The 26193-nt window shown below is 71.2% G+C and carries 28 protein-coding genes and 1 pseudogene; 13 read left to right on the top strand and 16 right to left on the bottom strand.

The window, feature by feature from the left end; genetic code table 11:
* The first annotated feature begins 85 nt into the window (after nt 1-85).
* Nucleotides 86-532 (top strand): Lrp/AsnC family transcriptional regulator, encoded by a 447-nt coding sequence (locus OG844_RS40450; RefSeq protein ID WP_351168390.1) that lies wholly within the window; start codon nt 86-88, stop codon nt 530-532.
* On the opposite strand, the gene OG844_RS40445 is transcribed toward OG844_RS40450, so the two are convergent.
* From OG844_RS40445 to OG844_RS40435, 3 genes are all read right to left on the bottom strand, one after another.
* Nucleotides 522-3596, bottom strand: coding sequence for an AAA family ATPase (locus tag OG844_RS40445; RefSeq protein WP_406388396.1), 3075 nt, complete (start codon nt 3594-3596; stop codon nt 522-524). The genes OG844_RS40450 and OG844_RS40445 overlap by 11 nt on opposite strands.
* Nucleotides 3593-4759 carry an exonuclease SbcCD subunit D gene (locus OG844_RS40440; RefSeq protein ID WP_406388398.1) on the bottom strand — a complete coding sequence of 389 codons (1167 nt, stop codon included), beginning with the start codon at nt 4757-4759 and terminating at the stop codon, nt 3593-3595. The genes OG844_RS40445 and OG844_RS40440 overlap by 4 nt, the downstream gene beginning before the upstream one ends.
* Nucleotides 4760-4894: 135 nt before the next feature.
* Nucleotides 4895-5530 carry a YigZ family protein gene (locus OG844_RS40435; protein ID WP_406388400.1) on the bottom strand — a complete coding sequence of 212 codons (636 nt, stop codon included), beginning with the start codon at nt 5528-5530 and terminating at the stop codon, nt 4895-4897.
* Between the two features lie 84 nt (nt 5531-5614).
* Here OG844_RS40435 and OG844_RS40430 point away from each other — a divergent pair, with 84 nt between their 5' ends.
* Both OG844_RS40430 and OG844_RS40425 read left to right on the top strand, forming a co-directional pair.
* Complete coding sequence (locus tag OG844_RS40430) at nt 5615-6031, top strand: CoA-binding protein (protein WP_406388401.1); 417 nt, start codon at nt 5615-5617, stop codon at nt 6029-6031.
* Between the two features lie 35 nt (nt 6032-6066).
* Entirely contained in the window at nt 6067-6873 is an 807-nt protein-coding gene (locus OG844_RS40425; RefSeq protein ID WP_406388402.1) for an aminoglycoside N(3)-acetyltransferase, read from the top strand.
* Nucleotides 6874-6906: 33 nt separating this feature from the next.
* Here the strand turns inward: OG844_RS40425 and OG844_RS40420 are convergent, their stop codons facing one another.
* Nucleotides 6907-7461, bottom strand: a complete 555-nt coding sequence (locus OG844_RS40420) for a YbaK/EbsC family protein (protein WP_406388404.1) — start codon at nt 7459-7461, stop codon at nt 6907-6909.
* A 31-nt stretch (nt 7462-7492) separates the two neighbouring features.
* Nucleotides 7493-8077, bottom strand: a complete 585-nt coding sequence (locus OG844_RS40415) for a helix-turn-helix domain-containing protein (RefSeq protein ID WP_406388406.1) — start codon at nt 8075-8077, stop codon at nt 7493-7495.
* A gap of 93 nt (nt 8078-8170) precedes the next feature.
* Between OG844_RS40415 and OG844_RS40410 the strand changes: the two genes are divergently transcribed.
* On the top strand, nt 8171-9037 hold the full coding sequence (locus OG844_RS40410) for an EamA family transporter (RefSeq protein ID WP_406388408.1): 867 nt from the start codon (nt 8171-8173) through the stop codon (nt 9035-9037).
* 4 nt (nt 9038-9041) lie between these two features.
* Here OG844_RS40410 and OG844_RS40405 read toward each other — a convergent pair whose 3' ends face one another.
* Nucleotides 9042-9788 carry an acyltransferase gene (locus OG844_RS40405; RefSeq protein WP_406388409.1) on the bottom strand — a complete coding sequence of 249 codons (747 nt, stop codon included), beginning with the start codon at nt 9786-9788 and terminating at the stop codon, nt 9042-9044.
* A 152-nt stretch (nt 9789-9940) separates the two neighbouring features.
* On the opposite strand from OG844_RS40405, the gene OG844_RS40400 reads away from it, so the two are divergent.
* On the top strand, nt 9941-10471 hold the full coding sequence (locus OG844_RS40400; RefSeq protein WP_406388410.1) for a gamma carbonic anhydrase family protein: 531 nt from the start codon (nt 9941-9943) through the stop codon (nt 10469-10471).
* 60 nt (nt 10472-10531) lie between these two features.
* On the opposite strand, the gene OG844_RS40395 is transcribed toward OG844_RS40400, so the two are convergent.
* Complete coding sequence (locus OG844_RS40395; RefSeq protein WP_406388411.1) at nt 10532-11197, bottom strand: DedA family protein; 666 nt, start codon at nt 11195-11197, stop codon at nt 10532-10534.
* Nucleotides 11198-11331: 134 nt separating this feature from the next.
* The gene (locus OG844_RS40390) at nt 11332-11769 is read right to left on the bottom strand and encodes a DUF4442 domain-containing protein (protein ID WP_406396010.1); all 438 of its coding nucleotides are present in this window, start codon (nt 11767-11769) and stop codon (nt 11332-11334) included.
* 109 nt (nt 11770-11878) lie between these two features.
* Here OG844_RS40390 and OG844_RS40385 point away from each other — a divergent pair, with 109 nt between their 5' ends.
* Together OG844_RS40385 and OG844_RS40380 are read left to right on the top strand one after the other, a co-directional pair.
* The gene (locus tag OG844_RS40385) at nt 11879-12925 is read left to right on the top strand and encodes a hypothetical protein (RefSeq protein ID WP_406388412.1); all 1047 of its coding nucleotides are present in this window, start codon (nt 11879-11881) and stop codon (nt 12923-12925) included.
* A 66-nt stretch (nt 12926-12991) separates the two neighbouring features.
* The gene (locus OG844_RS40380; protein WP_406388414.1) at nt 12992-14320 is read left to right on the top strand and encodes an MFS transporter; all 1329 of its coding nucleotides are present in this window, start codon (nt 12992-12994) and stop codon (nt 14318-14320) included.
* On the opposite strand, the gene OG844_RS40375 is transcribed toward OG844_RS40380, so the two are convergent.
* The 4 genes from OG844_RS40375 to OG844_RS40360 form a co-directional block, all read right to left on the bottom strand.
* Entirely contained in the window at nt 14282-15127 is an 846-nt protein-coding gene (locus OG844_RS40375) for a spermidine synthase (RefSeq protein ID WP_406388416.1), read from the bottom strand. The genes OG844_RS40380 and OG844_RS40375 overlap by 39 nt on opposite strands.
* Before the next feature lie 192 nt (nt 15128-15319).
* Entirely contained in the window at nt 15320-16489 is a 1170-nt protein-coding gene (gene tuf / locus OG844_RS40370; protein WP_406388418.1) for an elongation factor Tu, read from the bottom strand.
* 93 nt (nt 16490-16582) lie between these two features.
* Nucleotides 16583-16726, bottom strand: coding sequence for a hypothetical protein (locus OG844_RS40365; protein WP_406388419.1), 144 nt, complete (start codon nt 16724-16726; stop codon nt 16583-16585).
* A gap of 95 nt (nt 16727-16821) precedes the next feature.
* Nucleotides 16822-17538: a DNA alkylation repair protein gene (locus tag OG844_RS40360; protein WP_406388421.1), complete on the bottom strand. Its 717-nt coding sequence runs from the start codon at nt 17536-17538 to the stop codon at nt 16822-16824.
* A gap of 453 nt (nt 17539-17991) precedes the next feature.
* Between OG844_RS40360 and OG844_RS40355 the strand changes: the two genes are divergently transcribed.
* Together OG844_RS40355 and OG844_RS40350 are read left to right on the top strand one after the other, a co-directional pair.
* Nucleotides 17992-18702, top strand: coding sequence for a TVP38/TMEM64 family protein (locus tag OG844_RS40355; RefSeq protein ID WP_406388423.1), 711 nt, complete (start codon nt 17992-17994; stop codon nt 18700-18702).
* A 195-nt stretch (nt 18703-18897) separates the two neighbouring features.
* Entirely contained in the window at nt 18898-19770 is an 873-nt protein-coding gene (locus tag OG844_RS40350) for an undecaprenyl-diphosphate phosphatase (protein WP_406388424.1), read from the top strand.
* A gap of 33 nt (nt 19771-19803) precedes the next feature.
* On the opposite strand, the gene OG844_RS40345 is transcribed toward OG844_RS40350, so the two are convergent.
* Nucleotides 19804-20376 (bottom strand): DUF5565 family protein, encoded by a 573-nt coding sequence (locus OG844_RS40345; protein WP_406388425.1) that lies wholly within the window; start codon nt 20374-20376, stop codon nt 19804-19806.
* A gap of 221 nt (nt 20377-20597) precedes the next feature.
* A complete protein-coding gene (locus OG844_RS40340; RefSeq protein ID WP_406388427.1) occupies nt 20598-21023 on the bottom strand; it encodes a hypothetical protein in 426 nt (141 codons plus the stop codon).
* Nucleotides 21024-21337: 314 nt separating this feature from the next.
* Between OG844_RS40340 and OG844_RS40335 the strand changes: the two genes are divergently transcribed.
* The gene (locus tag OG844_RS40335) at nt 21338-21508 is read left to right on the top strand and encodes a hypothetical protein (protein ID WP_351168434.1); all 171 of its coding nucleotides are present in this window, start codon (nt 21338-21340) and stop codon (nt 21506-21508) included.
* A gap of 15 nt (nt 21509-21523) precedes the next feature.
* Here OG844_RS40335 and OG844_RS40330 read toward each other — a convergent pair whose 3' ends face one another.
* Entirely contained in the window at nt 21524-21892 is a 369-nt protein-coding gene (locus OG844_RS40330) for a VOC family protein (RefSeq protein ID WP_406388428.1), read from the bottom strand.
* A 195-nt stretch (nt 21893-22087) separates the two neighbouring features.
* On the opposite strand from OG844_RS40330, the pseudogene OG844_RS40325 reads away from it, so the two are divergent.
* The 3 genes and pseudogenes from OG844_RS40325 (at nt 22088) to lnt (ending at nt 25359) form a co-directional block, all read left to right on the top strand.
* A pseudogene (locus tag OG844_RS40325) lies at nt 22088-22957 on the top strand (aminoglycoside phosphotransferase family protein).
* Nucleotides 22958-23102: 145 nt separating this feature from the next.
* The gene (locus tag OG844_RS40320) at nt 23103-23579 is read left to right on the top strand and encodes a nuclear transport factor 2 family protein (RefSeq protein ID WP_406388430.1); all 477 of its coding nucleotides are present in this window, start codon (nt 23103-23105) and stop codon (nt 23577-23579) included.
* Between the two features lie 136 nt (nt 23580-23715).
* Nucleotides 23716-25359 (top strand): apolipoprotein N-acyltransferase, encoded by a 1644-nt coding sequence (gene lnt / locus OG844_RS40315; RefSeq protein ID WP_406388431.1) that lies wholly within the window; start codon nt 23716-23718, stop codon nt 25357-25359.
* Here lnt and OG844_RS40310 read toward each other — a convergent pair.
* The gene (locus tag OG844_RS40310; RefSeq protein WP_406396012.1) at nt 25283-26188 is read right to left on the bottom strand and encodes a Gfo/Idh/MocA family protein; all 906 of its coding nucleotides are present in this window, start codon (nt 26186-26188) and stop codon (nt 25283-25285) included. The two genes, lnt and OG844_RS40310, sit on opposite strands and share 77 nt — an antisense overlap.
* Nucleotides 26189-26193: the final 5 nt, after the last annotated feature.

The following is a 26193-nucleotide window of genomic DNA, read 5'->3' as shown; positions in this document are numbered from 1 at the left end:
TCTACGGTCGGTGCTCCTCTGCCGGAAGTGAGGATCCCCGCCACATCGCTTGATCTGCCGGGGATCTCCCTGTTGTCTGAGGAGCATGACCGACTATTCCCCGGACGCCACGGACTGGCGCATCCTCGACGTCCTGCAACGCGACGGACGTGCGACCTTCGCCGAGCTGGCCCGCGCCGTCGCCATGTCGCCGAGCGCCGTCACCGAACGCGTGCGCCGCCTCGAGGAGGTGGGCGTGATCAGCGGTTACACCGCAGTGGTGGAACCCGAGCGGCTCGGGATGCCGATCATGGCCCTCGTACGGCTGCGCTATCCGAACGGCAACTACAAGCCTTTCCACGATCTGACGGACACGACGCCGGAGATCGTGGAGGCACATCACGTGACGGGGGACGACTGCTTCGTGCTGAAGGTGACCGCCCGTTCGATGCGCCACCTCGAAGAGGTCACGGGGAGGATCGGCACCCTCGGCTCCGTGACCACCAGCATCGTGTACTCCTCGCCTCTCCCCCGCCGGGCGATCAGCCGCTGAGCGTGCCCGCCACGCGATGCCGCACCGCCGAGCCGTGTCGTTCCTTGACCAATTCCAGCTGTGCGGGGATGCGGCGCCGCAGGTCGGCGACATGACTGACGATGCCGACGCTGCGGTCGCGTTCGCGCAGCGAGTCCAGGACGTCGAGGACCTCGTCCAGGGTCTGCTCGTCCAGGCTGCCGAAGCCCTCGTCGATGAAGAGCGTGTCCAGCCGTACGCCGCCCGCCTCGTCCGTGACGACATCGGCGAGGCCGAGCGCGAGGGCGAGCGACGCGAAGAACGTCTCGCCGCCGGACAGGGTCGCCGTGTCGCGCTCCCGGCCCGTCCAGGAGTCCACGACGTGCAGCCCGAGTCCTGCTCTGCGCCCACCGCTCCGCGCGTCGGAGTGGACCAGGGTGTAGCGGCCCGACGACATGCGCTGGAGACGGGCTGTCGCGGCCGCGGCGACCTGTTCCAGCCGGGCGGCGAGCACATACGCCTCGAGCCGCATTTTGCGCTCGTTGTCGGCCGAGGTGCCCGCGGTCAGCCCGGCGAGACGTGCCACCCGTTCGTGCTCCTGCCGGAGCGGCCCCATCCTGCGCACCTCGTCCGCGGTCTGCCGGGAGAGCCGGCCGAGCTCCGTGCAGCGCTCCTGGGCGGCGGCGAGGGCGGCGGCGCTGTCGCGCAGCTGCCGTCCTGACGCGTCGTACGCCGACTGCGCGGCATCCGGCGTCGCGGGCGGGTGCGCCGCGGCTGCCCGGGCGTCCTCCTCGGCGAGCCGGTCGGCGACGGCTGCGGCCTCCGCCTGCCAGGCGTCGATCCGGTGCTGGAGTTCCCGCTGGGCTGTACCGTCGACGAGCGCCGAAGCCGCGGCCTGCGGGGTGTCGAACCCGGCCCGGAAGGCGGCGTCGGCGAGTGTGCCGTCGGCCTCCTTGCGGCGCTGCGCGGCGCTCTGTTCGGCCCGCAGCGCATCAGCGGCATCGGCGAGCAGCGAGACCCGGCGCTCCAGCAGGTCCGCGTGTGCGGCGACGGAGCCCGAGGCCCCCCGTGCCGCCACCAGTTCGGTCTCCAGTGCGGCCTGTTCGCGGTCGAGTGCTTCCCGCTGTGAGGTACGGGCCGCCGAGCGCCGTTCGGCCTGCTGCCGGGCGTCGAGCCGTCCGAGGTGTTCCCGCTCGGCAGCGGCGAGTGCCTCCCGCGCGCCGTGCATCCCGGCTGCCAGCCGGTGCGCTTCCGCGTGTTCCCGGGCCAGCCCGGTGACGACCGCCTCGAGTTCCGCGACGGAGGCCGTACCCCGGCCGGAATCCTGCGCCGCCCCCTCGGCCTCCGGCACCTCCAGATGCTCCGACAGGTCCCCCGACGCCTCCGCCCGCGCCACGGCGAGCCGTTCGCGCAGCACGCCGAGCTCGCGCTCCGCCTCCGCGCGGGACTGCTCCGCACGCCGGTGGTCGGCGAGCGCCGCTTCCTCCGTCGCGCGGTCCACATGGCCGTCTCCCGGGCGGGCCGGCTCCGGGTGATCGGCCGACCCGCACACCGTGCAGGCCACGCCGTCGGCGAGCCCTGCGGCCAGCTCCGCCGCGATGTCGCGCAGCCGCCGCTCACGCAGCCCCAGCCAGGTCTCGTGCGCGGCGAGGGCGTGCTCGCGGGCCGCGGTCAGACTGTCCTCGGCGGTCCCTTCCCGGACGACGAGTGCGTCGCGCCGCCGTGCCGCGTCGAGCCTTCTGCGCGCCGGTTCCAGCCGGCCGGCCAGCTGCTCGGCCCGGGTCGCGGCCTCCTGCGCGCTCTCGATGCGCTCCCGCAGTTCCCGGTGGATGCCGTCCCAGCCCGCCAGCCAGTCCGCCGACTCCTGGATCAGTTCGTCGTCGGCACGGGACTGCCGTTCGATCCCCGCCCGTTCGGCGTCGATCTGCCTGCTGCGCCGTTCGGCGCGGCGCGCCGCTTCGAGTGCGCCGAGGTCCGACCGGAGGGTGCGCTCAGCGCCGGAAAGCTGTTCGACGCCCGCGTCGGCCAGCTCCGGGGGCAGCTCCGCGCGAGAGCGTTCACGGGCCCCGCTCGCCGCCCGGTGGGCGCGTTCGGCCTCCTCGCGCAGCTCGAGCGCCGGAGCGACGAGGTCCGCCTTGCGTGCGCGCGTGAGCTGTTCGTGGCAGCGGTCGCGCTCGATGCGACGCTCCTCCAGTCCTGCGGCGCGGCGGCGCGTTTCCCCGTACCGCTGCTGCAGCCGGGCGAGCTCGCGCTCGGCGTCCAGGGCGTCGCGCGCGGCGTTGTTCCGGGCCTCCGCCGCCGACAGTGCGCACCGGGCGATGTCGAGCCGCTCGTGTGCGCCGCCACGCGCGACGGCTGCCCATTGCAGTACGCCGTCGGCGAGTCCGGGTTCACCGGGCCGGTCCTCGGGCAGGGGCGATTCGCTGGCGGCCGGTCCGGCGGCCTGCGCGATGCGCTGGGCGAGGGCCAGGATGTGTGCGTCGCCGGTTCGGACCTGCGCTTCCGCCCTACGGCGCAGCTCGGCCAGGTGGTCCTCCACCGCGGCGAACCGGCGGGTGTCGAAGAGCCTGCCCAGGAGTTTGCCGCGTGCCTCGGCGTCGGCCCGCAGGAAGCGCGCGAAGTCTCCCTGGGGAAGCAGGACCACCTGGCAGAACTGGTCCCTGCTCATCCCGATGAGCCGGCCGATCTCCTCGCCGATCTCCTGGTGCGAGCGGCTGAGCGCCTGCCAGCCCTTCTCGGGGCCGTACTCGCGCAGCAGGCTCTGTGCCTTTTCTGTCGTGAAGCCGTGTCCCCGCTTCCTCGGACGGGGCTGGGCGGGCCGACGGGTGACCTCCAGGCGACGTCCTCCCACGGTCAGCTCCAGCCGGACCTCGGTCGGCAGGTCGGCCGGGGCATGGTCGCTCCGCAGCGAGGTGCCGAGGCTCTGCCGGGCGCCGGGTACGGCTCCGTACAGGCCGAAGCAGACGGCGTCGAGGACGGAGGTCTTGCCCGCGCCGGTCGGACCGTGCAGCAGGAAGAGCCCGGCCGAGGAGAGCGCGTCGAAGTCGACTTCCTGGGTGGCGCCGAAGGGGCCGAAGGCGGTGAGGGTGAGCCGGTGCAGTCTCAACGGGACACCTCGTGCACGCCGTCGCTCACCCGTACGTCGTCGAACGCGGCGCGCAGCACCGTGCGCTCCTGCTCGCTGGGCCCGCTCCCGCCGCGCACATGGGCCACGAAGTCCTCCGCGATCTGCTGGTCGTCCCGGCCCCGGAGCCGCTGGGCGTACGAAGCGAAGGGGTCCTCGGGGGCACGCTCCGGTTCGAACACGAGGCTGAGGGTGTGCGGGAATCGGGCCAGGAGGCGTGCCATCGGCTCGACGGGCCGTACCGGGTCGGTGAGGGTGGCTTCGACCCAGGACTCCTCGTGCCGTTCCAGGGCGGCGTCGTCGAGGAGGGTGTCGAGCCGTCCCCGGAGCCGTGCGAGCGGGTGCGGGGCCGGGCATTCGATGCGTTCGGCGGAGATCTCTCCGCCGGCGCCGAGGTCGATCAGCCACATCGTCTTGCGGTGGGTTGCCTCGGAGAAGGAGTACGCGAGCGGGGAACCGGAGTAGCGGACGCGTTCGGTGACGGTCTGGCAGCCGTGCAGGTGCCCGAGGGCCGCGTAGTCGGCACCGGCGAAGACTCCCGCGGGGACGGCGGCGACACCGCCGACCGTGATGTCGCGTTCGCTGTCGCTGGGTTCGCCGCCCGACACGAACGCGTGAGCGAGGACCACGGAGCGGGTGGCGGCGGGCCGGTCGGCGAGATCGGCACGGACCCGGTCCATTGCGGCGGTCAGGACCGCTTCGTGTCCGGCCTTCGTGGCACCCAGGGTGTCCTTGACGAGCGCGGGTTCCAGATAGGGCAGACCGTAGAACGCCACGTCTCCGTGTGCGTCCTGCAGCACTACGGGGGTCGCGCAGTCCGCCGGATCGGTGCGCAGGTGGATGCCGGCCCGCGCGATCAGCCCCGCACCGACGCCGAGCCGGTGGGCGGAGTCGTGATTGCCGGAGATCATGACGGTCGGCACGCCGGCGGCGGCGAGCCGGTGCAGTGCGTCGTCGAACAGCCTGACGGCCGCCAGCGGCGGCACGGCCCTGTCGTAGACATCGCCCGCCACGAGGACCGCGTCGACCTCGTGCTCGCGTACGGTCCGCACGAGGTGGTCGAGGTAGTCGGCCTGGGCTTCGAGCATGGGGACACGGTGGAACGACCGCCCCAGGTGCCAGTCCGAGGTGTGCAGAATCCTCACGACATCACTCCGACGGCTCCGACCTGCATCTTCCGCTTCCTCCGCCCCGGAGCCGCACCGGCTCCGCACCCCCGCCCGCCGCGGATTTCCGCAGTCGGCCCGACACCACGCTAATGCCGCGGGGCCTCTGATCCCTCATCCGGCCCGTACGTCCCCGTACGCCTCGCCACCCAGTTCGAGCGTCGCCGAGCCGGCCGTCGCATCGGCGAGCCAGACCCTGAAGTCCTCGATGTCTGCGTCCGGGATGCCGATCTCGATCGTCACCGCCTCCGCGTACCGCACATCGTGCACGGAGCGGCCGGTGGCGCGCAGATCGTTCTCGAGCTTGCCGGCCCTCTGGTGGTCGACGGTGACCGTGGCCAGTCGGAAGCGCTGCCGGGTGATCGTGCCCAGCGTGTCGAGCGCTTCCCCGACAGCGCCCCCGTACGCCCGGATCAGCCCGCCGGCGCCGAGCTTGACGCCGCCGTAGTAGCGGGTGACGACGGCGACGGCGTACCGCACCTCCCGGCGCATCATCATCTGGAGCATGGGGACGCCCGCGGTGCCGCCCGGCTCCCCGTCGTCACTCGCCTTCTGTACGGAGGCGTCGGCGCCGATCACGTAGGCGAAGCAGTTGTGGCTGGCGGTGGGGTGCTCCTTACGGATGCGTGCGACGAATTCCTGCGCCTCCTGCTCGGTGGCTGCGGGGGCGAGCGCGCAGAGGAAGCGCGATCGGTTGACCTCGGTCTCGTGCACACCCGCGCGAGCGACTGTCCGGTACTGCTCCTGCATCCGGCCACCCTATGCGCCGTCCGGCGACCGCCCCTCCCCCGGCCGTACGGGAATGGTCCGGGGGGACCGTCCGTTGTCCCGGGCATGTACGCAGACGATGAGACGGTCCGCAGGATTCTTCAGGACTCTGGCGACACCTGGGCGGTGGTCGGTCTGTCCGACAACCGCTCCCGGGCGGCCTACGGGGTGGCCGAGGTCCTTCAGCGCTTCGGCAAGCGTGTTGTCCCGGTGCACCCCAAGGCGGCGACGGTCCACGGCGAGCAGGGGTACGCCGCGCTGGCGGACATTCCGTTCCCGGTCGACGTGGTGGACGTCTTCGTCAACAGCGATCTGGCGGGCACGGTCGCCGACGAAGCGGTCGCGGCAGGCGCGAAGGCGGTCTGGTTCCAGCTCGGGGTGATCGACGAGGCGGCGTACGGGCGCACTCGCGCGGCCGGTGTCGACATGGTGATGGACCGCTGCCCCGCCATCGAAATCCCGACACTCGCCCGCCGCTCCTGACAGGACGGTGTCGCACCCGTTCCGCAACGGGAACAATGTCTGCCGTGACAGAGCAGCTGATCAGCAATGACCGGGCGGTGGCCCAGCTGTCCCGGCTCGGGGTGGAGCGGGGCGGTGTCCTGCTGGTCCACACCTCGATGCGTGCGGTGGGGGGTGACGCCGTCGACATGGTCGACGCCCTTCGGCAGGCGCTCGGACCGGAAGGGACGCTGGTCGTCCCCTCGTTCACCTCGGAGAACTCCGACACCTCACCCCCGTACCTGGACCGGGTACGGGGGCTGAGCGAGGCGGCGCGCGCGGCCGTGCGCGCGTCGATGCCCCCGTTCGACAGGGCCGCGTCGCCCGCGACCGGCATGGGCACGCTGGCCGAGACGGTCCGTCTGGCACCGGGCGCCGAGCGCAGCGCCCACCCCCAGACGTCGTTCGCCGCGATCGGCCCGGCGGCCGGGAGCCTGCTCGCCCGGCACCGTCCGACCTGCCATCTGGGCGAGGACTCCCCCCTCGCCCGTCTGTACGAATCCGACGCCCGGATTCTGCTCCTGGGCACGGGCTTCGACACGTGCACGGCCTTTCATCTGGCCGAGTACCTGCTCCCCGACCCGCCGCGCCGCCTCTACCGCTGCGTGGTGGCGCCCGAGGGCCGCCGTCAGTGGTGGGAGTACGAGGACGTCGCGCTGGACGACAGCGACTTCGCCGCGCTGGGGCGCGACTTCGAGCGGGCGGACACCGGCGGGGCCGTACGGCGGGGGCGCGTGGGCTCGGCACAGAGCCGGCTGATCCGGCTGACCTCGGCGGTGGACTTCGCCGTCGGCTGGTTCAAGGACAACCGCGCCCGAAGCTGAGGCGGGCAGGTCCGCGCCCTCCCGCTACTGGCTTCAGATCCCCAGGCCCTCGACCAGCACCGCACCCGGCAGTGCCGCCAGTGCCTTGCCCGGGACGATCAGCTTGCCGCGGCGCCGGCCGCTGCCGATGAGCACCCACTCCTCGTCGACCACCGCGGGGTCGAGCAGCAGCGGCCAGGTGGCGGGCAGGCCGATCGGGGTGATCCCGCCGTACTCCATGCCGGACTCGCCGACCGCCACGTCCATCGGGGCGAAGGACGCCTTGCGTGCGCCGAGGTGCTTGCGTACGGCGCCGTTCACATCGACGCGTGTGCGCGAGAGGACCAGGCATGCGGCCAGGGTGACCTCGCCGCCACGCTTGCCCGCGACGACGACGCAGTTGGCCGACCGGTCGAGCAGCTCCGGGCCGTAGTGCTCGACGAAGACGTCGGTGTCGGCGATCGCCGGATCCGTGTCGACGTGGACGATGCGGTCGGCGGGGACGCCGCCCCAGCCCCTGGCCACCGCATCGGCGACGGGCGGGGGAAGCAGACCGAGACGGTCTGTGGCGGGAGAAGCGTCCTCGAGGTTGCCCAGTGGTGCGCGCATGCGCGTCACGCCAACAGCCCTCCGGCCGAGGTCAGTTGCCGTCACGGCGTACCGGCGGGATCGAGACGGCCATGGTCAGTTCGGCCGGCTCGGTGCCGTCGTTGCGGTAGCTGTGCGGCACGTGTGCCTCGAAGGTCGCGGAGGTGCCGGCCGGCACGGAGTGCTCGCCGCCGTCGACGATCAGGGTCAGTTCGCCCGAGGTGACGTGGAGAAGTTCCACCGTGCCCTCGGGATGCGGGTCGGAGGCACTGCCGTCGCCGGGCATCAGGTGCCAGGCCCAGAGCTCCATCGGCCCCCTGGCTTCCGTGCCGACGAGCAGCGTGGTCCAGCTGCCCGCCTCCGTGGACCACATCCGCACGGCCTGGCTCTCGGGAACCAGGCGCACCTGGGACCCCTGCTCGTAGTCGAGGAGGGTCGTGATACTCACGCCGAGAGCGTCGGCGAGTTTGACGGTGGTGCCGACGCTCGGGTTCGTACGTGCCTGCTCGATCTGGATGATCATGCCGCGACTGACCCCGGCACGGGCGGCGAGTGCGTCGAGGGTGAAGCCGCGCTCGCCCCGCCAGCGCTTGAGGTTGCGTGCGAGCGACTGGGTGAGCTGATCGAGGTCAGACACGTTCCGTCCAATATTTTGGATGACTGGGTCGAAAATACTGCACTACGGTGTGGTGTACCCACCCGATCACCGCACTGTACTGCGAGGCACGCGATGACAGCACTGTTCGCCCTGGCCACGAGCCTCCTGTGGGGGCTGGCCGACTTCGGCGGCGGGCTGCTGACCCGGCGGACCCCCGCACTCACCGTGGTGGTGGTCTCGCAGTGCATCGCCGCTGCGGTGCTCGGCATCGTCGTGACGGCGACGGGTGCCTGGAGCGAGCTGGACGGACGTCTCTGGTTCGCGGTCGCGGCCGGCGCCGTCGGACCCGTGGCGATGCTGAGCTTCTACAAGGCGCTGGCCCTCGGCCCGATGGGCGTGGTCTCCCCCCTCGGCGCGCTGGGTGTCGCCGTTCCGGTCGGGATCGGACTGATCGTCGGCGAACAGCCGGGACTGCCGCAGTTCGCCGGTGTCGCCGTGGCCGTCGTCGGCGTCGTCCTGGCAGGCGGCCCTCAGTTGCGTGGGGCCCCGGTGCAGCGCCAGGCCGTTGTGCTGACCCTGCTGGCGGCATTCGGTTTCGGAGCGGTGATGGCGCTGATCGCCGAGGCGTCCACCACGGTCACCGGACTGTTCCTGGCGCTCTTCGTCCAGCGCGTCACCAACATCGCCGTCGGCGGCACGGCCCTGTACGTATCGGTGCGCCGCGGGGGCCGTGCCCTGCCCGAGGAGGGCGGTCGGGCCGTCGTCCTCGCCGCGCTGCCCGCGCTGGCGTTCGTCGGCCTCGCCGATGTCGCCGCGAACGGCACCTACTCGATCGCGGCCCGGTACGGCCCGGTCACCGTGGCCGCGGTCCTCGCGTCGCTGTACCCGGTGGTGACGGCGCTGGGCGCACGCGTCGTGCTGGGCGAACGGCTGCGCGCGGTCCAGGCCGCGGGCGCGGGCCTCGCCCTGCTCGGGACCCTCCTGCTGGCCACGGGGTAGGCACTCAGCCGCGGGGCGTGTCCTCGAGATGCGCCACGGCCAGCAACTGCTCGGGCGTGACGCCTTCCGGGATCGGCACAGGTGCGGGTGTCCGCAGCGGCGGCTGCCAGCCGTTCTCGGGGTCCCAGCTCCGTACCACCCGGGCGGGCGCTCCCGCCACCACGGCGTGGTCGGGCACCTCGCCCCGTACGACGGCTCCGGCGGCGACCACCACGTTGCGCCCGAGCCTGGCCCCCGGCAGGACCACCGCTCCGGTTCCGATCCAGCAGCCGGGACCGATCACCACGGGCTCCATGCGGGGCCACTGCTTCCCGACGGGCTCGTGGGGGTCGTCGTAGCTGTGGTTGGTGGAGGTGATGTAGACGTACGGACCGCAGTACGTGTTCGAGCCGATCGTCACCGTCGTGTCGGCGATGACATGGCTGCCGCGGCCCAGCACCACACCGTCGCCCAGGGTCAGGATCGGCTCGGACCCCAGGTCCAGGTCGGGCATCATCCCGGCCGTGAGCGTCACCTGCTCGCCGATGATGCAGTGGTCTCCGAGCTCGATCCACGGCTCGCCGAACACGGTGCCCTGTGGAAAGGCGAGACGGGTCCCGGCGCCCATGCGGCCGAACCGCAGGCGCCCCGGGTGCTGCGCGGTGACCGCGCCGGACTCCTGCACCCAGGCCCAGCCCCGGTGGACGGCACGGGACAGGACGCGGCGCCGCCAGAGGGCCACGGACGAGAACGTGTTTCTGTTCTTCGGCACCCGCTCACGGTAGTCGGCCGTGACGGGACCGGCCCTCGCGCCAGGCTGTGATGTTCGCCCCACCCCGGCCCGGCGGGACGAAGAGGACGTCGCTTACGGTTTCACAGGTGGGAGGACGCGTCCTCACCGCACCCGCAACCGAGGAGCACACGATGACAGAGCAGGCGTTGGTCACCGGCATCGGCGGCAAGGAGCCGGACATCGACCCGGACGCCTTCGTGGCGCCGACCTCCGTCGTCATCGGCGAGGTCTCCTTGGCCCCGGGCTCCAGCGTCTGGTACCAGGCCGTGCTGCGTGCCGACTGCGGCCCGATCTCTCTCGGGCCCGACAGCAACATCCAGGACAACTGCAGCGTCCACACCGATCCCGGCTTCCCGCTCACGGTCGGCGCCCGGGTCTCCGTCGGCCACAACGCGGTCCTGCACGGCTGCGTGATCGAGGACGACGTCCTGATCGGCATGGGCGCCACGGTGCTCAACGGGGCGCACATCGGCGCCGGGTCACTGATCGCCGCGCAGGCCCTCGTACCGCAGGGGATGCGGGTGCCGCCGGGTTCGCTCGTCGCCGGTGTGCCCGCCAAGGTCAAGCGGGAACTGACCGCCGAGGAGCTCGCGAACATCCGCTTCAACGCCGTCGGCTACGTGGAACTGGCGAAGGCGCACCGTAAGGCCCACCAGGCCTGATGCAGGCAGCCGGGCTCGCGGCCGAAGCCCCGCGGGGGGTCCGGGCCGCGGGCGCCGGGGTCAGTCGACGGCAGGTACCGGGTCCGGCTCCGCCGCCGCCGGGGAGCCGGCCGCCGACTGCTGTCCGGCCTTCTTCGCCCGGTTCTTCAGCACCAGCATCGACGTCAGGCCGATCAGTACGGCAGCCACCAGGCCGAGCCACGAGAAGCGCTTGAGCCAAGCCTCGGCGACGACACCCACCGAGTAGATGACGGCCGTGGTGCCACCGGCCCAGACGATGCCGCCGAGCACGTTGGCGATCAGGAACTTCCAGTACGGCATGTGCAGAACGCCGGCGAGCGGTCCGGCGAAGATCCGCAGCAGTGCGACGAAGCGGCCGAAGAAAACCGCCCACACACCCCACTTCTCGAACGACCGCTCCGCCAGTGCGATCTGGGGCTCACCGAAGTGCTTGGGGAATCTGCCGCCGAGCCAAGCGAGCAGAGGACGGCCTCCCCTGCGGCCGATGGCATAGCCGATCGAGTCACCGATGATCGCTCCGGCCGACGCGCAGGCGCCGAGCACCACGGGGTCGATGTCACCGTGCTGGGAGGCGAGGAGCGCCGAACTGACGAGGATGATCTCGCCCGGCAGCGGAATTCCCAGGCTCTCGAGCCCGATGACGACCCCCACCAGGAGGTAAATACTGACCGCGGGTACGGTCTCGAGCCACTCCTGGACGTGCAACGCCGGTCCCTCCGTAAGAAATCCTGCCGCTGTGCACTCCTCCGGCGCACGGCGGGCAGCCTACCTGGCCCGGACGGCGCGAAGGGCCGCCGCTCCCCTGAGCGGGGTGCGGCGGCCCGGTGCGGACGGATCGGTCAGCGGTTCGGACGCAGGGTCCAGACCACGGTCATCTCGCTCGTCACGGCGCCGTCGGCCCGCCGAATCTCGACGGTGATGGGGAATTCAGGCCGCTTGCCCTCGTCGAGTTCGGCGATGACGTCCGCCACCGGGCGGCCGAGCGTCGCGGTCGCCGTGACGGCTCCCATGGCCACCTTCTTGAAGGACATCTCCGAGGTGACGGGGAGCGGCACGGCCCGGCCCATCTGGTCGCCGAAGGCGGCCACGACGATCGCGCCGCTCGCGGACTCGGCCAGGGTGAACATCGCTCCGGCGTGCGGTCCGCCGAGGTGGTTGTGGTACTCGGCCTGGTCCGGCAGCGAGAGGACAGCCCGCTCCGCGCTCGTTTCGAGGTACTGCAGGTTGAGGGTCCTGACCATCGGAACGGTCGCGGACAGCATCTCGCCGACTGTCATCTCTTCAGTGCTCATGAACGGGATGTTACTCGCGGGTACAAGGCTTTGGCCATCTCCTCACAGGGGCGGCCGTAGCAGTGGGCGCCGCACCCCTCTATGGTTACTGGCCATGTGGCCAGGACAGCAGCCGCCCGGGGGCGAGCAAAACCCGCAGGACCAGAATCAGAACCCGTACCAGCAGCCGGGGTACCAGCAGCCGAATCCCTACCAGCAGCCGGGATACCAGCAGCAGGGTTATCCGCAGCAGGGCCAGCCCGGGCAGCAGCCGGGCTACCCGCAGCCGAACCCGTACCAGCAGCCGACGATGCCGCAGTACGCGGTGCCGGGGCCGCCCGGAGGTCCGCAGCCGGACGACAAGAAGAAGACGGCGATCGTCGCGATCGTCGCCGCCACCGCGGTCGTCGTGGCGGCTGTCGTCACCGGCGTCGTCGTCATGGGCAAGGACGACGACAAGGGCGGCAAGACCGTCGCCGACGACAAGAAGTCGTCGCCGTCGGCGAAGCCGTCCGACGCCACCTCCTCGCCCGCGGCCAACCCGCGGGGCGGTGAGGACGCCGCGCCGACGATCCCCGGCTGGAAGGTCGTCACGAACCCCAAGTGGGGCACGCAGTTCGACGTACCCGGCGACTGGGAGGTCTCGGGCGCCGGCGTGTTCTCCGGCTTCGAGAACGTCAAGAAGCCCGAGGGCCCGCCCGCCGTCGGCTTCTCCGCGCCGGCCCACTACAAGAGCAAGTGGTGCGTCGACGACGCCGACAAGGACGGCACCAAGGAGGACACCGGTCTGGCCGGCGTCGGCACCAAGGGAGGTCAGGGCGCCAAGAGCACCGACGAGGCCGCCACCAACGAGGCCGCCAACTGGGTGTGGGCCGCCTACGCCCAGGAGGACCCCAAGGAGAAGGTCAAGATCGGCAAGCCCAAGCCGTACACGACCAAGTCCGGCCTCTCCGGCAGCGTGGTGACCGCCACCGCGACGGGGCTGGCCAACAAGGACAAGTGCGACACCGACGGCAAGTCGATCGCCTTCACCTTCAAGAACGCCAAGGCCGAGTACTCGTCCTGGATCCTCTACGCCAACGCGGGCGTGGACGACGAACTCCCGGACGCCACCATCCAGAAGATCCTCAGCACGGTCCGGCTCGCGGAGAGCACGTCCTGACGCTCCGCACCCTCGGAACGGCCGGCCCATTTGGCAGCGAGGGGCTGCGGCGGGGATAGTCCCCTGGTGACTTCCGCCGCCGCATCTCCGCCCCCCTCGCTCCGCTCCGAGCGGACGGGCCGCAACTTCGGTCTGCTGACAGCCGCCGCGATCATCACGGGCCTGGGTACCCACGGCGCGCTGATCGCGGCGGCGTTCGCGGTTCTGGAGTCGGGCGGCGACGCCGGCGACGTCGGCCTGGTCGCCGCCGCGCGTACCGCGCCGCTGGTGCTCTTCCTGCTGATCGGCGGTGCGATCGCCGACCGGCTGCCGCGCCACCGGGTGATGGTCGCTGCGAACTCGCTCAACTGCGTCTCCCAGGCGGTGTTCGCCTGGCTGGTCCTGACCGGCGACGCCCAGCTGTGGCACATGATGCTCCTGACCGCGCTGTGCGGCACCGGGCAGGCCTTCTTCAGTCCCGCTGCCGAGGGCATGCTGATGTCCGGCGTCAGCGGCGAGCAGGCGAGCCGCGCCTTCGCCCTCTTCCGGATGTCCATGCACGGTGCGGCCATCGGCGGCGCGGCGCTCGGCGGCGCGATGATCGCCGCCATGGACCCCGGCTGGGTGCTGGCCGCCGACGCGGCGGCGTTCGCCGTGGCCGGTGCGCTGCGGGCCTTCCTCGACGTGAGCCACATTCCGAAGCGCGCTCCGGGCGGTGGACTGCTCGCCGATCTGCGTGACGGCTGGCGGGAGGTCGCGAGCCGCCCCTGGCTCTGGGCCATCGTGCTGCAGTTCTCCGTGGTCGTGGCCGTCATCGGCGCCGCCGAGGCGGTGTACGGACCCCTGGTGGCCCGGGACGAGCTCGGCGGTGCGCGCCCATGGGGGTTCGCGCTCGCCGCGTTCGGAGTCGGCACGCTGGGCGGGGCGCTGCTGATGATGCGCTGGAAGCCCCGACGTCTGCTGCTCGCCGGGACGCTCTGCGTGTTCCCGCTGGCGTTGCCCTCGGCGAGCCTCGCCGTGCCGCTGCCGGTGGCCGGTCTCTGCGGGGTGATGTTCGTGACCGGGGTCGCCATCGAGGTGTTCGGCGTCTCCTGGATGACGGCGCTCCATCAGGAGATCCCGGAGGAGAAGCTGTCCCGGGTCTCGGCGTACGACTGGTTCGGCTCCGTCGCGATGGTGCCGCTGGCCACGGCGGCGGCCGGTCCGGTGGAGACACTGGTGGGCCGCAGCGAGGCCCTGTGGGGCTGCGCCGCGCTGATCGTGGTGGTGACGGCGGCGGTGCTGCTCGTCCCGGACGTACGGAACCTGACCCGGCGCAGCACGGTGAAGGCGGCCGGAGGCCCGGCGCCGGTGCCGCCCGCGCAGGAGCGCCGGGTGTCAGCCGATACCGAAGGCTCCGTCGGGGGGCTCGGGTGAGGCGACCGCGTCGGCGTCCCGTACGGGCTCGGCGCCACCTACGAGCCGTGTGAGCGCCGTCCCGTGGGCGACCCGGGCGGGGAACGCGTCCGCGGCGCACACCCTCGTCAGCGGTGCGATGTCGAGGGGGCTTCGCGAGGCGACGAGCACGACGTTGCCGAAGCGACGGCCGCGCAGTACGGCCGGCTCCGCGATCAGCGCGAGCTCGTCGAAGACCTCGGCGAAGTTGGCGAGCTGCGGGCGCAGGAAGCCGAAGGGCGCGCTGTCCGCCAGGTTGGCCGCGTAGATCCCTCCGGCCCGCAGGACCCGCCCGGCGGCCCGTGCGTACTCGACGGACGTGAGGTGCGCCGGTACCCGTGCGCCGCCGAAGACGTCGGCGATCAGCAGGTCGGCGGAATCCTCCGGTGCCTCTTCCAGCCAGCCCCGGGCGTCGGTGCCGTGCACGGTGATCCCGGCCGCTTCGGGCAGCGGCAGATGCTCATGGACCAGCTCGATCAGTCCCCGGTCGGCCTCGGCCACGTCCTGCCGGGAGCCGGGGCGGGTCGCCGCGACGTAGCGGGGCAGCGTGAGCGCGCCGCCGCCGAGGTGCACCGCGTCCAAGGGCGCGCCGGGCTCTGCCGCGAGGTCCACGACATGGGCGAGCCGCTGCACGTACTCGAATTCGAGGTACTCCGGATCGTCGAGGTCGACGTACGACTGCGGGGCTCCGTCGACCGTGAGCAGCCACGCCCGGTCCCGGTCCACGTCGGGCAGCAGCCGGGCGGTGCCGAAGTCGGCGGCGCGGATGACGGGTATCGGCTCGTTCACGCCCTCATTGTTCCCTGTTTCCCGGGCGGGCCGGACTGCCCGGGAATACCGGATGTTCCCGGGTGTACCGGACTGCCCGGGTGTACCGGACTGCCCGGGTGTACCGGACTGCCCGGGTGCGCCTGACTGCCCGGGTCCGCAGGACATGCGGAACCCGCCCCCCGTGGAATGCGGGAGGCGGGTTCCCCGGCCTCAGAGCAGGCCGGTGACCGTACCGGCGCCGACGGTCCTGCCGCCCTCGCGGATCGCGAAGCCGAGACCGGACTCCAGCGGGATGTCACGGCCGAGCTCGATGGTCATGGTGACCGTGTCGCCGGGCCGGGCCACGGCCGTTTCGCCGAGGTCGACGTCGCCGACCACGTCCGCCGTACGGATGTAGAACTGCGGCCGGTAGCCGGTGGTGACCGCGGTGGTGCGGCCGCCTTCCCGGGCCGACAGGACGTACACCTGCGCGGTGAAGCGCCGGCTCGGACTGACACTTCCGGGAGCCGCCACCACATGGCCGCGGCGGACCCGGTCGCGCTCCACTCCGCGCAGCAGCAACGCGACGTTGTCCCCGGCCTCCGCGGACTCCATCGGCTTGCCGAAGGTCTCCAGGCCGGTCACGACCGTCTCGATGTCCGCACCGAGCACCGCCACCCGGTCCCCCACGCGCACCGTGCCGCGCTCCACGGCACCGGTGACGACGGTGCCGCGGCCCGTGATGGTGAGCACGTTCTCCACGGACAGCAGGAACGGCGCGTCGATGTAGCGCACGGGCATCGGCACGTACGTGTCGATCGCGTCGAGCAGCCCTTCGATGGACGCCGTCCACCGCGGGTCCCCCTCCAGGGCCTTGAGCCCCGACACCCGTACGACGGGCACCGTGTCGCCGCCGTAGCCGTGCGCGGAGAGCAGCTCACGGACCTCCAGCTCGACGAGGTCGGTCAGCTCGGGGTCACCCACGTCGGCCTTGTTGAGGGCGACGACGATGTGGTCGACGCCGACCTGACGGGCCAGCAGGACGTGCTCCGCGGTCTGGGGCATGATCCCGTCGAGCGCGGAGACGACGAGGATCGCCCCGTCGAGCTGCGCCGCTCCGGTGACCATGTTCTTGATGTAGTCGGCGTGGCCGGGCATGTCGACGTGCGCGTAGTGCCGGGTGTCGGTCTCGTACTCGACGTGCGAGATGTTGATGGTGATGCCGCGCTGCGCCTCCTCGGGCGCCCGGTCGATCCGGTCGAACGGCACGAAGGTGCCGGTCCCCCGGTCGCTCAGCACCTTGGTGATGGCGGCGGTCAGTGTGGTCTTGCCGTGGTCGACGTGGCCCATGGTGCCGATGTTCAGGTGCGGCTTGGTGCGCACGTATGCCGTCTTGGGCATGGCTCATTCCTTGGAATTCGAGGCTGAGAAGAGAAGACCCCAGGGCCCCGCCGACCCTCCCCTTACGGGGTCCGCCGGACTGTCGGGGGAGGGTCAGCTTCGGGCGCCGCCGATGGGCGCTGCGGCAGCGAGGAACGCTGCTTCGACTGCTGCTGCGGTTGCGACCGCGGTGCTCACGGCAGCCTTCGGCGAGTCCGCGACTGCGGACTGCGCTGCGAGGAAGGCGTACCGGAACATGTCCCTGATCATGGCGGAGCGGCGCGGGGGCGTCGAATGGTTTTCGGGCGGGCGGACGGGCCTGCCGCACACACGAGTTCAGCCGGCCGTGGTCGTCACACGTTCCGGAGCGCCTCGCGGACGGACAGCGGCGACAACCTGTCCCGGGCACCCTCGACGAAGTCGCGCACGGCATCCGGGTCGGTCTTCGCGTACTCGCGCAGACACCAGCCGATCGCCTTGCGGATGAAGAAGTCCGGGTGGTCGGCCCGCGCCAGGCAGTAGCCGAACAGCCTTCCTGTGTCGGTCAGTTCCTTGTACCGCAGTTGGTGCAGCAGGGCCGTGCGGGCGACCCACATGTCGTCGCCCTCGATCCACCGGTCCATCGCCGTCGCGAGCACCGGATCGGCGGTCACGAGCGGGCCTGCGACATGGGCGGCGAGCAGGTCGACGGTGTCCCACCAGGCCCTGGTGGAGACGAGGTGGCGCAGGACCGGGAGGAACCCGGAGGAGCAGCGCGCCACATGGCGGCGCAGGTAGTCGACGGCGAAGTACTGGTACTCACGCTCCGGCAACTCCCAGCAGCGCAGGGCGATCGCCGTACAGTCCGCCTCGTCCGGCCGCCTCGTACCGGCCAGCAGGGTCCGCGAAAGGGCCCGCCGCTGCGGGGTGGCGATGCCGAGGAACGGGGCGATGTCCTTCATGTACGCGGCTGCCGAGACCGCTCGTTCCGGGTCGGCGGCCCGGGGGTAGACAGCCGTGAGCCGCTCGAACAGGGTGTCGGCGAGCTCGCTGTCCGGCACGGTGGGAGCGGCGTGCGCTGCGGGCCTCATGGGCTGCACATTACGGCGATCACGCGTCTGTTCCGGTTCATCCCCCCGAACCACCAGGAACACTCCGGACGATGATCCAGTACTCGTCGTCCGCCTCCGAGACCGCGAACGGACGACTTCCGTCCGCCGACAGACCCAGGAACTCGGGCGAGCCCGTCTCCGCCGCGATGCGGTACGGAAGGGCTACGCGCCGGCACGGGTACCGACCCCTCGACAACCGTCAATCCGCACGCCAGCAAGATGTTTCGCCCATCCCGAGCCTCACCGCTGTGCATCGACCATCGTCGGCCACGCCCGCTCCCTCCCGGCAACCCCACGGGCACGGGCACCTGGGCAAACCGGGCGGAGGCTGAGGACACCTGCCGCCTGAACAGATGCCCCGCACAGTCAGCCGGTGTATCGCGTCCGGACACATTACGGCGATCACACACCCGTCTCGGTTAGTCTCCCCAAATGTTCGACCCCGTCCCCGCCGCCCGGCCCGCCGGCGGTCTCGCAGTGCGTTGTACGAGGGTGCTGCTCTCACCCTGGTCCCGGTTCTCCCTGCTCGTGGCCGTACTGCTGGCTGCCGCCACCTCGATGCTGCTGTTCGAACCACAGCGGCTGCTCGCCTCCGGCTGGCCACCCCAGCTGACCGGTTCGGCCGCGGCCATGCTGTTCGGCGCCGCGTACGGCGTGTGCACCGTGGCGTTCGTACCGCGTCCGCTTCTCAACCTCGCCGCCGGTGCGCTCTTCGGCGCACAGACAGGCCTGGCGGCGGCTCTGGCGGGTACCGTGCTCGGCGCGGGTGTCTCCTTCATGCTCGGTCGGGTACTGGGACAGGACGCCCTCCGGACGCTCCTGCGCGGACGGTGGATGAAGGCCGCGGACGGACTGCTGAGCCGGCACGGTTTCCGCTCCATGCTGGCGCTGCGGCTCTTCCCCGGAGTGCCGTTCGCCGCCGCCAACTACTGTGCGGCGACCTCCCGGATGGGGTACCCGCCGTTCCTGCTGGCCACCGGGATCGGTTCGATCCCCAATACGGCGGCGTACGTCATCGCGGGCAGCGAGGCATCCTCGCCGACCTCGCCCGCCTTCCTGGCGGCCATGGGCTTCATCGTGCTGTCGGGGGCGGGTGCGGCCCTGCTCGCCTGGCGCAAGCGTCACCGGCTGGGCGGTTCCTGAGCGGTGCACGGGCGGCGTAGCGGGGGCAGCCGGGAGTCCGTTCACGTACAGGCGATACGCTGCGCGCGACCGAAAGACGATCTCCGGGGCGCAACACCATGCCCTCTTTTTCCCTTTTGACCGCTTCCGCACGCTGTCGACGGCTTGAGTCTCCGTCGGACGTTGCATGATCACCTCCGGGATGGCCAAAGCCCCATGAGCTGGTTCGAATCATTCGTCCTGGGCCTCGTTCAGGGACTGACCGAGTTCCTGCCGATCTCCTCCAGCGCACACCTGCGGCTGACCGCCGCGTTCGCCGGCTGGCACGACCCGGGTGCGGCGTTCACCGCCATCACGCAGATCGGCACCGAGGCTGCGGTCCTCATCTACTTCCGCAAGGACATCGCCCGGATCGTCTCGGCCTGGTTCCGGTCACTGACCAACTCCTCGATGCGAGGCGACCACGACGCCCAGATGGGCTGGCTGGTGATCATCGGTTCGATTCCCATCGGCGTGCTGGGCGTGACCTTCAAGGACCAGATCGAGGGCCCCTTCCGCGACCTCCGTCTGATCGCGACGACGCTGATCGTCATGGGCATCGTCCTCGGCATCGCGGACCGCCTCGCGGCCCGTGACGAGACCGGCGGCAAGCACCGGGCGATCAAGGAGCGCAAGTCGCTGAAGGAACTGGGCGTCAGGGACGGCCTGATCTTCGGTTTCTGCCAGGCAATGGCCCTGATCCCGGGCGTCTCCCGCTCGGGTGCCACGATCAGCGGTGGGCTGCTCATGGGCTACACCCGTGAGGCAGCGGCCCGCTACTCCTTCCTTCTCGCCATTCCTGCGGTGCTGGCCTCGGGCGCGTTCGAGCTCAAGGACGCGGGCGAGGGACATGTCTCCTGGGGGCCGACGATCTTCGCGACGATCATCGCGTTCGTGGTCGGCTACGCGGTCATCGCATGGTTCATGAAGTTCATCACGACCAAGAGCTTCATGCCGTTCGTCATCTACCGCGTGCTTCTGGGCATCCTCCTGTTCATCCTGATCGGCGCGGGTGTCCTGAGCCCCCACGCCGGTGAATCCGCGGGCTGAGACCGGCCCTGCGGAAGAAGTCGGCAAGACCCGTCAGGGCTGCTCCTGGCGGGGGAAGTCCCTGCCTTTGATCTTCACCATGCGCCCGTCGGGGTGGTGCCAGACGATGCCCTCGTAGGGGCGGGCGTGCAGCCAGGTGCGTAGGCCGTCGTAGTCACGGGGTGCAGTAGCGAAGTCCTGCCGGATGGACAGAACGGACCATCCGTGGGGTACGAGGACGTGGTCGGCGTAGTTCTCCGGGTTCCCGTTGACCTTCGGGCCCAGGAGCTCGTAGGTGCCCGGCTTCTCGATCTCGCGGCTCCCGACGGCTTCGGCGTGGATCTTCGCGAAGCTGGACTGCGCGACAGGTTCCCAACCGACGGTCCTGCCCGTCTCATCGTCGGTTGAAATCAGGACGTAGCCCGGTGGCGGCGTCCTCCCACGCTTCACCTCGCGGCGCGCCCACCACTCTCCGGACTGATCGAGCATGACGCACGTGCCGTCGTACTTCCGGGTCGCCTCCCCCTCACCGGCTATCACCCATGCGCAGCCCGGAGTCACCTCGGGCAGCACAAGAGCGGGGCGGGCGTCGAAGTCGCGGACGAACAGGGTCGGGATCTTCCTCATGCGCTCCTCCTGTGTCGATGACCACGACAGTCTCCGGCGCGCTCCCCGGAGGCCGCCAGTCGTTTTGGCACTCCCACCGCGCCCCGCACCGGCCGCGCAGGACCCCATCTCCGACGGCTCGGTCAGGCTCACACAGAAGTGCTCCGGCTCTTCGTGTCCTTCCATCGAGCCGAAGGAAGCCCCGGACCATCGGGCCTGGGGCTTCACTGTGCGGTGCGGCATCAGGCCGGGCACTTGCCGCCTGCGGCCTGGTACTCGGTGGTACCGGCCGGGAGTCCTGCTTCTGCCGATCCGGCTGCCCCGACGACGTAGCGCCCGTTGGCGAGGCGCCGGTCGTACTCGTCCCCGCCGGTCGTGCATTCGATGCCGACGACGTACACGGCCTCTTCGGTGAGTTCGGCCTTCACGGCGTCGAAGACGGCAGGGAGCCGGTCGTCGCTGTCGACTTGGACGAGGACGTTCCTGACGGCGCCCACCTCTTCCCGTTCGGTGATCTTGTAGGCGACCGCGGCGGCGTTGCTCCCGCCTCGGACCCCGTCGCCGCCCGTGTTGCTTCCACCGTTCTCGCTGCTGACGTCGTCGGCGCAACCGCTCAGAGCGACGGTGGCGGCGAGGGTGATGAGGACGGTACCGACTGTGGCTCTCATCCGATTCATCATCCGTACCCTCTGCCGATACGTCTCCCTATTTCAGATTGTTGACAGCTTTTCGTATGCATAGGTCACTATCTGCCCTGACAGGCCGCCTTCTTGTTCATCACGCCGAGGCAGTGCCGATCACGGTGGCCGCTCACGGCCCGCCGAGTGATGACCAGTTGCAGCCCGTGCCAGGGGTTCGGCGCGCTTCGGCCGGTGTCGTCCCGTCGGCCACGGCAGGAGTCGGCGACACCACGACGCCCAGGTCAGCGGAGACCGGTAACCCGTCGCCGCCGTAGAACCTCGACCGCCCGTACAATCTGCACATGCCCACCCCGCCCTCCGAGCCGACGCCTGTCCGCTCACTCACCGAGCTGAACGCGGAGATCCGCGCGCTCGTCGACGGCGGCCTGGTGTCCCCGGAGTCCCGCCGGGAGTACGAACGGCTGCTGGTCGAGTGGGGGGCCTCGGTGCAGGGCGGCGTCGAGGCGGCCTGACCGTCGGTGCGGGCGTCAGGAGCTTCGCTCCGGCGGCTGGTGCAGCCCGAAGGGGGCACCCTGGTCGTCGTGGCAGAGCTGGAAGCGGCCGAACCGGGCGACCGACCCTTCGTCGCTTCCCAGGTCGATGTCGTCGACCTGCCCGCCGAGTTCGCGGACGCGTGCCACCGCGGACGCCATGTCGTCGACGGCGAAGAACAGGTACGGGCTCGCGCCCGCGTCCCCGCCGTGCAGCCCGCCGGGGACATTGGGCGTACCGATCGCGAACCCGCCGCCGTCGGCGGGGCCGGGCTCGAAGGTCCAGCCGAACAGCCCGCCGTAGAACGTCCGCGCCTGCCCGGGGTCGCCCGCACCCAGTTCGAAGAAGGAGACCTCACCGGCCATTACGGGTACCTGCCGTCCGCTCGGAGACTTTCCGTCCACGCTACGGCCGGCCGCGGCCCGTGGCATTCCGCCGTGCCGCCCCGCCGCCGGGAAACCGCGTTGCCATCTGTTCTCCCCCTCCATACGGTGCGGCGCGTGCTGCCTGAAGTGAATACGGACGAGGAGTGGGACGCGGTCGTACCGGACGAGGCCGTGATGCGTCCCGGCGCGGAGGATCTCTGTGCACGGCTCGGGCTCGCCGGAGCCCCCCTCACCCGCTTCCCGGAAGGCTCCCAGCCGGTGTACGCGGTCGGGGACGAACAAGTGCTCAAACTGTTCCCGGGGGCGGCTGCCGAGGACGGCATCGCCGAAGGACGGGTGCTGACCCATGTGCAACGGCGGCTCCCCGTCCCCACGCCCGAGGTGCGCAGCTTCGGAGCGTACGAGAACGGCCGGCAGTAGCAGTACGTCCTGATGTCCCGGCTGCCCGGTGAAGGCCTCGCCGGCGCCTGGGACCGCATGCCGCGGGCGGACCACGAGCGGATCGTGAGCGAGGCCGGCGAGACGCTCGCCGGCCTGCACGCACTCGACACCGAGCCGCTCGCGGACGTGCTCGGCCCCGGCGACTGGAGTGCGTTCGTGGCCGGGCAGCGTGCGGACGCGGTCGTGCGGCAGCAGAAGCGAGGGCTGGGGGAAGCCTGGTCGGAACAGATCCCCGGCTTCCTGGACCGGATGCGACCTCCGCCCGCCCCTCGACCCGCCCTTCTGCACACGGAGTTCATGCGCGAGCACCTGCTCGTGGACGCGGGCGGCCGCAGGCTCACCGGGCTGTTCGATTTCGAGCCTGCCATGATCGGCGACCCTGCCTACGACTTCGTGGCCGTCGGACTCTTCGTGACGCGCGGGGACCCGCAGTTGATGGGACGGGTGCTGAAGGCGTACGGCCGGACCTTCGAACCGTCGGAACTCCTGGCGTACACGCTGCTGCACGTGCACAGCGACCTCCCCTGGTACCTCCGGGAACTGCCGGCTCCCGCAGACGGCACGCTGGACTCGCTCGCGGACATGTGGTTCGGCGCGCTGTGAAGTGAGCCGCGTCCGTCAGCCGCCCGGTACACCTCCGCACCCGACCCGCACGTGGAGCTCCGGGATCGTCGCCCGCCTGGCACGGTCCGGCCACGTCTGGGGCCGGACCCTTGGCCTGCCGCTCCCACAGGCGGAGACTTGCGCGATGACACAGCGCGTGGCTCTCGCGACGGTGATGGACCGGCTCTCCATCGATGCATTGATCACTGACTACGCGGTCGCGGTGGACGACGGCACCTGGGACGACTACATCGCGTTGTTCACCGAGGACGGGCGCGCCGACTACCGCGGTGCCGGAGGGATCGAGGGCACGGCAGCCGAGGTCGCACAATGGCTCGCCCGGACCCTGCGTGCCTCCCCCGTCCGCCAGCACCTGATCGTCAACCGGCGGCTCGATCTCCAGGATCTTGGCGGCTACTCCGGTGACCGGGCACGGGTGCGGGCGGACTATCTGAACCCGATGGGCCCGGAAGCCGAACCCGGGAAACACGGGACGGCACCCGCCTTCGTCTCCGGCGGCAGGTTCGCCTTCGATCTGCTGCGTACGGAGCCGGGCTGGCGCATCCGTACCGTCGAGGCGCATGAGATGTGGCGGTGCGCGCCCGGCTCCCCCACCGGCTGACCCCCCGTCCGGCACCGGCGTCACCGGCTGGTCCCAGGGCCCGGCGGCGCCGTGTCGGACGGCACGCCCACTGTGCGCTGCCGATCTTCTGCCCCACACTGGGATCACGTGGGCGGACCGGCAGGGAGGACACGGTATGCCGTTGCGGGGCGGGCGGGTTCCGGCTGGCCGGGTTGCGGACGGCCCGGCCACCGGGTTCCTGCCTGGCGTGCACCTGCTGCGCTCACCCGGGTGGCGCGCCGCCGCCGCCCTGCTCGCGGGCGCACTGCCCGCCCTGGCGTTTCCCGAACCTTCGGCCTGGTGGTTCGCCTACGTCGCACTGGTGCCGTGGCTGCTCCTGATCCGGTCGGCGGACACCGGGCGGCGGGCGGCCTTCGACGGATGGCTCGGCGGCATGGGTTTCATGCTCGCCGTCCATCACTGGCTGGTTCCGAGCCTGCACGTGTTCATCGTGGTGCTCGCGGCGCTGCTCGGCCTGTTGTGGGCCCCCTGGGGCCTGCTGGTGGCCGGACTGCTCCGCGGATCACCATCCGTACCGCGCTCGGTCGCGGCTGTCGCCGTGGTGCCCTCCGGCTGGCTGATGATCGAACTCGTCCGCTCCTGGGAGGGGCTCGGCGGCCCCTGGGGGCTGCTGGGCGCCAGCCAGTGGGAGTTCGCGCCCGCCCTGCGGACCGCGTCGGTGGGCGGTGTGTGGCTGGTCAGCCTGCTCGTCCTGGCGGTGAACACGGCGGTCGCTCTGCTGATCGCCGTACCTGGGGCCCGCACTGCCGCGGCCGCGTCCCTGGTGGCGTGGACGTTGTTCGTCGGCGCGCTGTGGGTATGGGCACCTCGGCCGGAGAGCACGGGAACGGCCCGGATCGCCGTCGTGCAGCCGGGTGTTGTCGACGGCCCCGGCAGCATCGAGCGCCGGTTCGCGCGCAGTGAGGCGCTGACCCGTGGTCTCGCCGGCCGGGATGTCGACCTGGTGGTGTGGGGCGAGAGCAGTGTGGGTGTCGATCTTTCGCGCAGCCCCGGGACGGCGGCTCGGATCGCGGCGCTCTCGCGGCTGGTCGGGGCCGACGTGCTGGTGAACATGGATGCCAGGCGGACGGACGACACGGACCGCGCCGGGATCTTCAAGTCGGCGGTGCTGGTGGGTCCGGACGGGCCGACCGGGGACCGCTACGACAAGATGCGGCTGGTGCCGTTCGGTGAGTACGTCCCGGCCCGTGCGGTGCTGGGCTGGGCGACCTCGGTGGGCAAGGCCGCGGGTGAGGACCGCATGCGCGGCAGCCGCCCGGTGGTGATGCGCCTGCCGGGCGAGGACGGGCTGCGGCTCGGGCCGCTGGTGTGCTTCGAGTCCGCGTTTCCCGACATGAGCAGACGGCTCGCCAAGGACGGCGCCCAGGTGTTGATCGCCCAGTCGTCCACTTCGACGTTCCAGCACAGCTGGGCCCCGGAGCAGCATGCGTCGCTCGGGGCGCTGCGGGCGGCCGAGAGCGGGCGCCCGATGGTGCACGCCACCCTCACGGGCGTCAGCGCCGTGTACGGGCCGCAGGGCGAACGGGTGGGAACGTGGATCGGTACGGACGCGAGTGAGGCCGCCGTGTTCGACGTACCGCGCGCCCGGGGCACGACGCTCTATGCGCGCCTCGGTGCGTGGCCGGTGTACGGGGCACTGGCCGTGCTGACCGCCTTCTTCGCCGTGGCGGGGGTGCGATCCCTCAGGACGCCTGCTCCAGCGCGTCCCGGACCACGCGCTCGCACAGACGGTGGGTCTCCAGGGCGTCCTGGGCGCTGAGCACCTTTCCGGCCCTGATTCCGTCCAGGAAGGACAGCACGCTCTGCTCGATGCCGCGCTGGCGTGCGACGGGTACCCAGTCACCGCGCCGCCGGACGGTGGGCTGGCCCTTGTGGTCGACGACGTCGGCGAGGTTGAGGACCTGGCGCTTGGTGTCCTGGCCGGAGACCTCGAGGATCTCCTCGGTCGATCCGTTGAGCCGGTTCATCATGCCGATGGCGGTGAAGCCGTCTCCCGACAGCTGAAGAACCACATGGTGCATGAGGCCGTCGATGATGCGCGCCCGCACGACGGTACCGGTGACCGGACCGGGCACCAGGAAGCGCAGCGTGTCGACGACGTGGATGAAGTCGTCGAGCACCATGCTGCGCGGGTCCTCGGGCAACCCGACCCGGTTCTTCTGCAGCAGGATCAGCTCGCGCGGGTGCTCGACGCACTGCGCGTAGGACGGGGCGAGGCGGCGGTTGAACCCGACGGCGAGGCTCACGCCCCGCTCCTCGGCCAGGGCCACCAGCCGCTCGGAGTCGGCGAGTTCATGGGCGAGTGGCTTGTCGACGTAGGTGGGCACACCCGCTTCGAGCAGCCTGCCGGTGATCTCCGGGTGCACGGGGGTCGGTGCGTGCACGAAGGCGGCGTCCAGTCCCTGGGCCAGGAGCGAGTCGAGGTCTGCGTGGAGCTGCCGGGCGGGGATCCGATGGGTCTCCCCGACGGCCGCCAGGGTGGCCGGTGTACGGGTCTGCAGATGCAGCTCGACCCCGGGCAGGGCAGTCAGAACCGGCAGATACGCCTTCTGCGCGATGTCGCCGAGCCCGATGCAGCCGACCTTCACCAGTG

Source organism: Streptomyces sp. NBC_00887 (assembly GCF_045207585.1).
Note: the sequence above shows the minus strand (reverse complement) of the source record. Positions and strands in the feature narration are given on the sequence as shown.

Excerpts from the sequence above, each read along its gene's own strand:
- OG844_RS40355 (WP_406388423.1), top strand. The coding sequence starts at position 17,992 with ATGTTCGACCCCGTCCCCGCCGCCCGGCCCGCCGGCGGTCTCGCAGTG.
- OG844_RS40345 (WP_406388425.1), bottom strand. The coding sequence starts at position 20,376 with ATGAGGAAGATCCCGACCCTGTTCGTCCGCGACTTCGACGCCCGCCCC.
- OG844_RS40385 (WP_406388412.1), top strand. The coding sequence starts at position 11,879 with ATGTGGCCAGGACAGCAGCCGCCCGGGGGCGAGCAAAACCCGCAGGAC.
- OG844_RS40365 (WP_406388419.1), bottom strand. The coding sequence starts at position 16,726 with ATGTTCCGGTACGCCTTCCTCGCAGCGCAGTCCGCAGTCGCGGACTCG.
- OG844_RS40420 (WP_406388404.1), bottom strand. The coding sequence starts at position 7,461 with ATGCGCGCACCACTGGGCAACCTCGAGGACGCTTCTCCCGCCACAGAC.
- OG844_RS40335 (WP_351168434.1), top strand. The coding sequence starts at position 21,338 with ATGCCCACCCCGCCCTCCGAGCCGACGCCTGTCCGCTCACTCACCGAG.
- OG844_RS40450 (WP_351168390.1), top strand. The coding sequence starts at position 86 with ATGACCGACTATTCCCCGGACGCCACGGACTGGCGCATCCTCGACGTC.
- OG844_RS40400 (WP_406388410.1), top strand. The coding sequence starts at position 9,941 with ATGACAGAGCAGGCGTTGGTCACCGGCATCGGCGGCAAGGAGCCGGAC.
- OG844_RS40425 (WP_406388402.1), top strand. The coding sequence starts at position 6,067 with ATGTCTGCCGTGACAGAGCAGCTGATCAGCAATGACCGGGCGGTGGCC.
- tuf (WP_406388418.1), bottom strand. The coding sequence starts at position 16,489 with ATGCCCAAGACGGCATACGTGCGCACCAAGCCGCACCTGAACATCGGC.
- OG844_RS40390 (WP_406396010.1), bottom strand. The coding sequence starts at position 11,769 with ATGACAGTCGGCGAGATGCTGTCCGCGACCGTTCCGATGGTCAGGACC.
- OG844_RS40350 (WP_406388424.1), top strand. The coding sequence starts at position 18,898 with ATGAGCTGGTTCGAATCATTCGTCCTGGGCCTCGTTCAGGGACTGACC.
- OG844_RS40330 (WP_406388428.1), bottom strand. The coding sequence starts at position 21,892 with ATGGCCGGTGAGGTCTCCTTCTTCGAACTGGGTGCGGGCGACCCCGGG.
- OG844_RS40410 (WP_406388408.1), top strand. The coding sequence starts at position 8,171 with ATGACAGCACTGTTCGCCCTGGCCACGAGCCTCCTGTGGGGGCTGGCC.
- OG844_RS40340 (WP_406388427.1), bottom strand. The coding sequence starts at position 21,023 with ATGAGAGCCACAGTCGGTACCGTCCTCATCACCCTCGCCGCCACCGTC.
- OG844_RS40435 (WP_406388400.1), bottom strand. The coding sequence starts at position 5,530 with ATGCAGGAGCAGTACCGGACAGTCGCTCGCGCGGGTGTGCACGAGACC.
- OG844_RS40320 (WP_406388430.1), top strand. The coding sequence starts at position 23,103 with ATGACACAGCGCGTGGCTCTCGCGACGGTGATGGACCGGCTCTCCATC.
- OG844_RS40360 (WP_406388421.1), bottom strand. The coding sequence starts at position 17,538 with ATGAGGCCCGCAGCGCACGCCGCTCCCACCGTGCCGGACAGCGAGCTC.
- lnt (WP_406388431.1), top strand. The coding sequence starts at position 23,716 with ATGCCGTTGCGGGGCGGGCGGGTTCCGGCTGGCCGGGTTGCGGACGGC.
- OG844_RS40430 (WP_406388401.1), top strand. The coding sequence starts at position 5,615 with ATGTACGCAGACGATGAGACGGTCCGCAGGATTCTTCAGGACTCTGGC.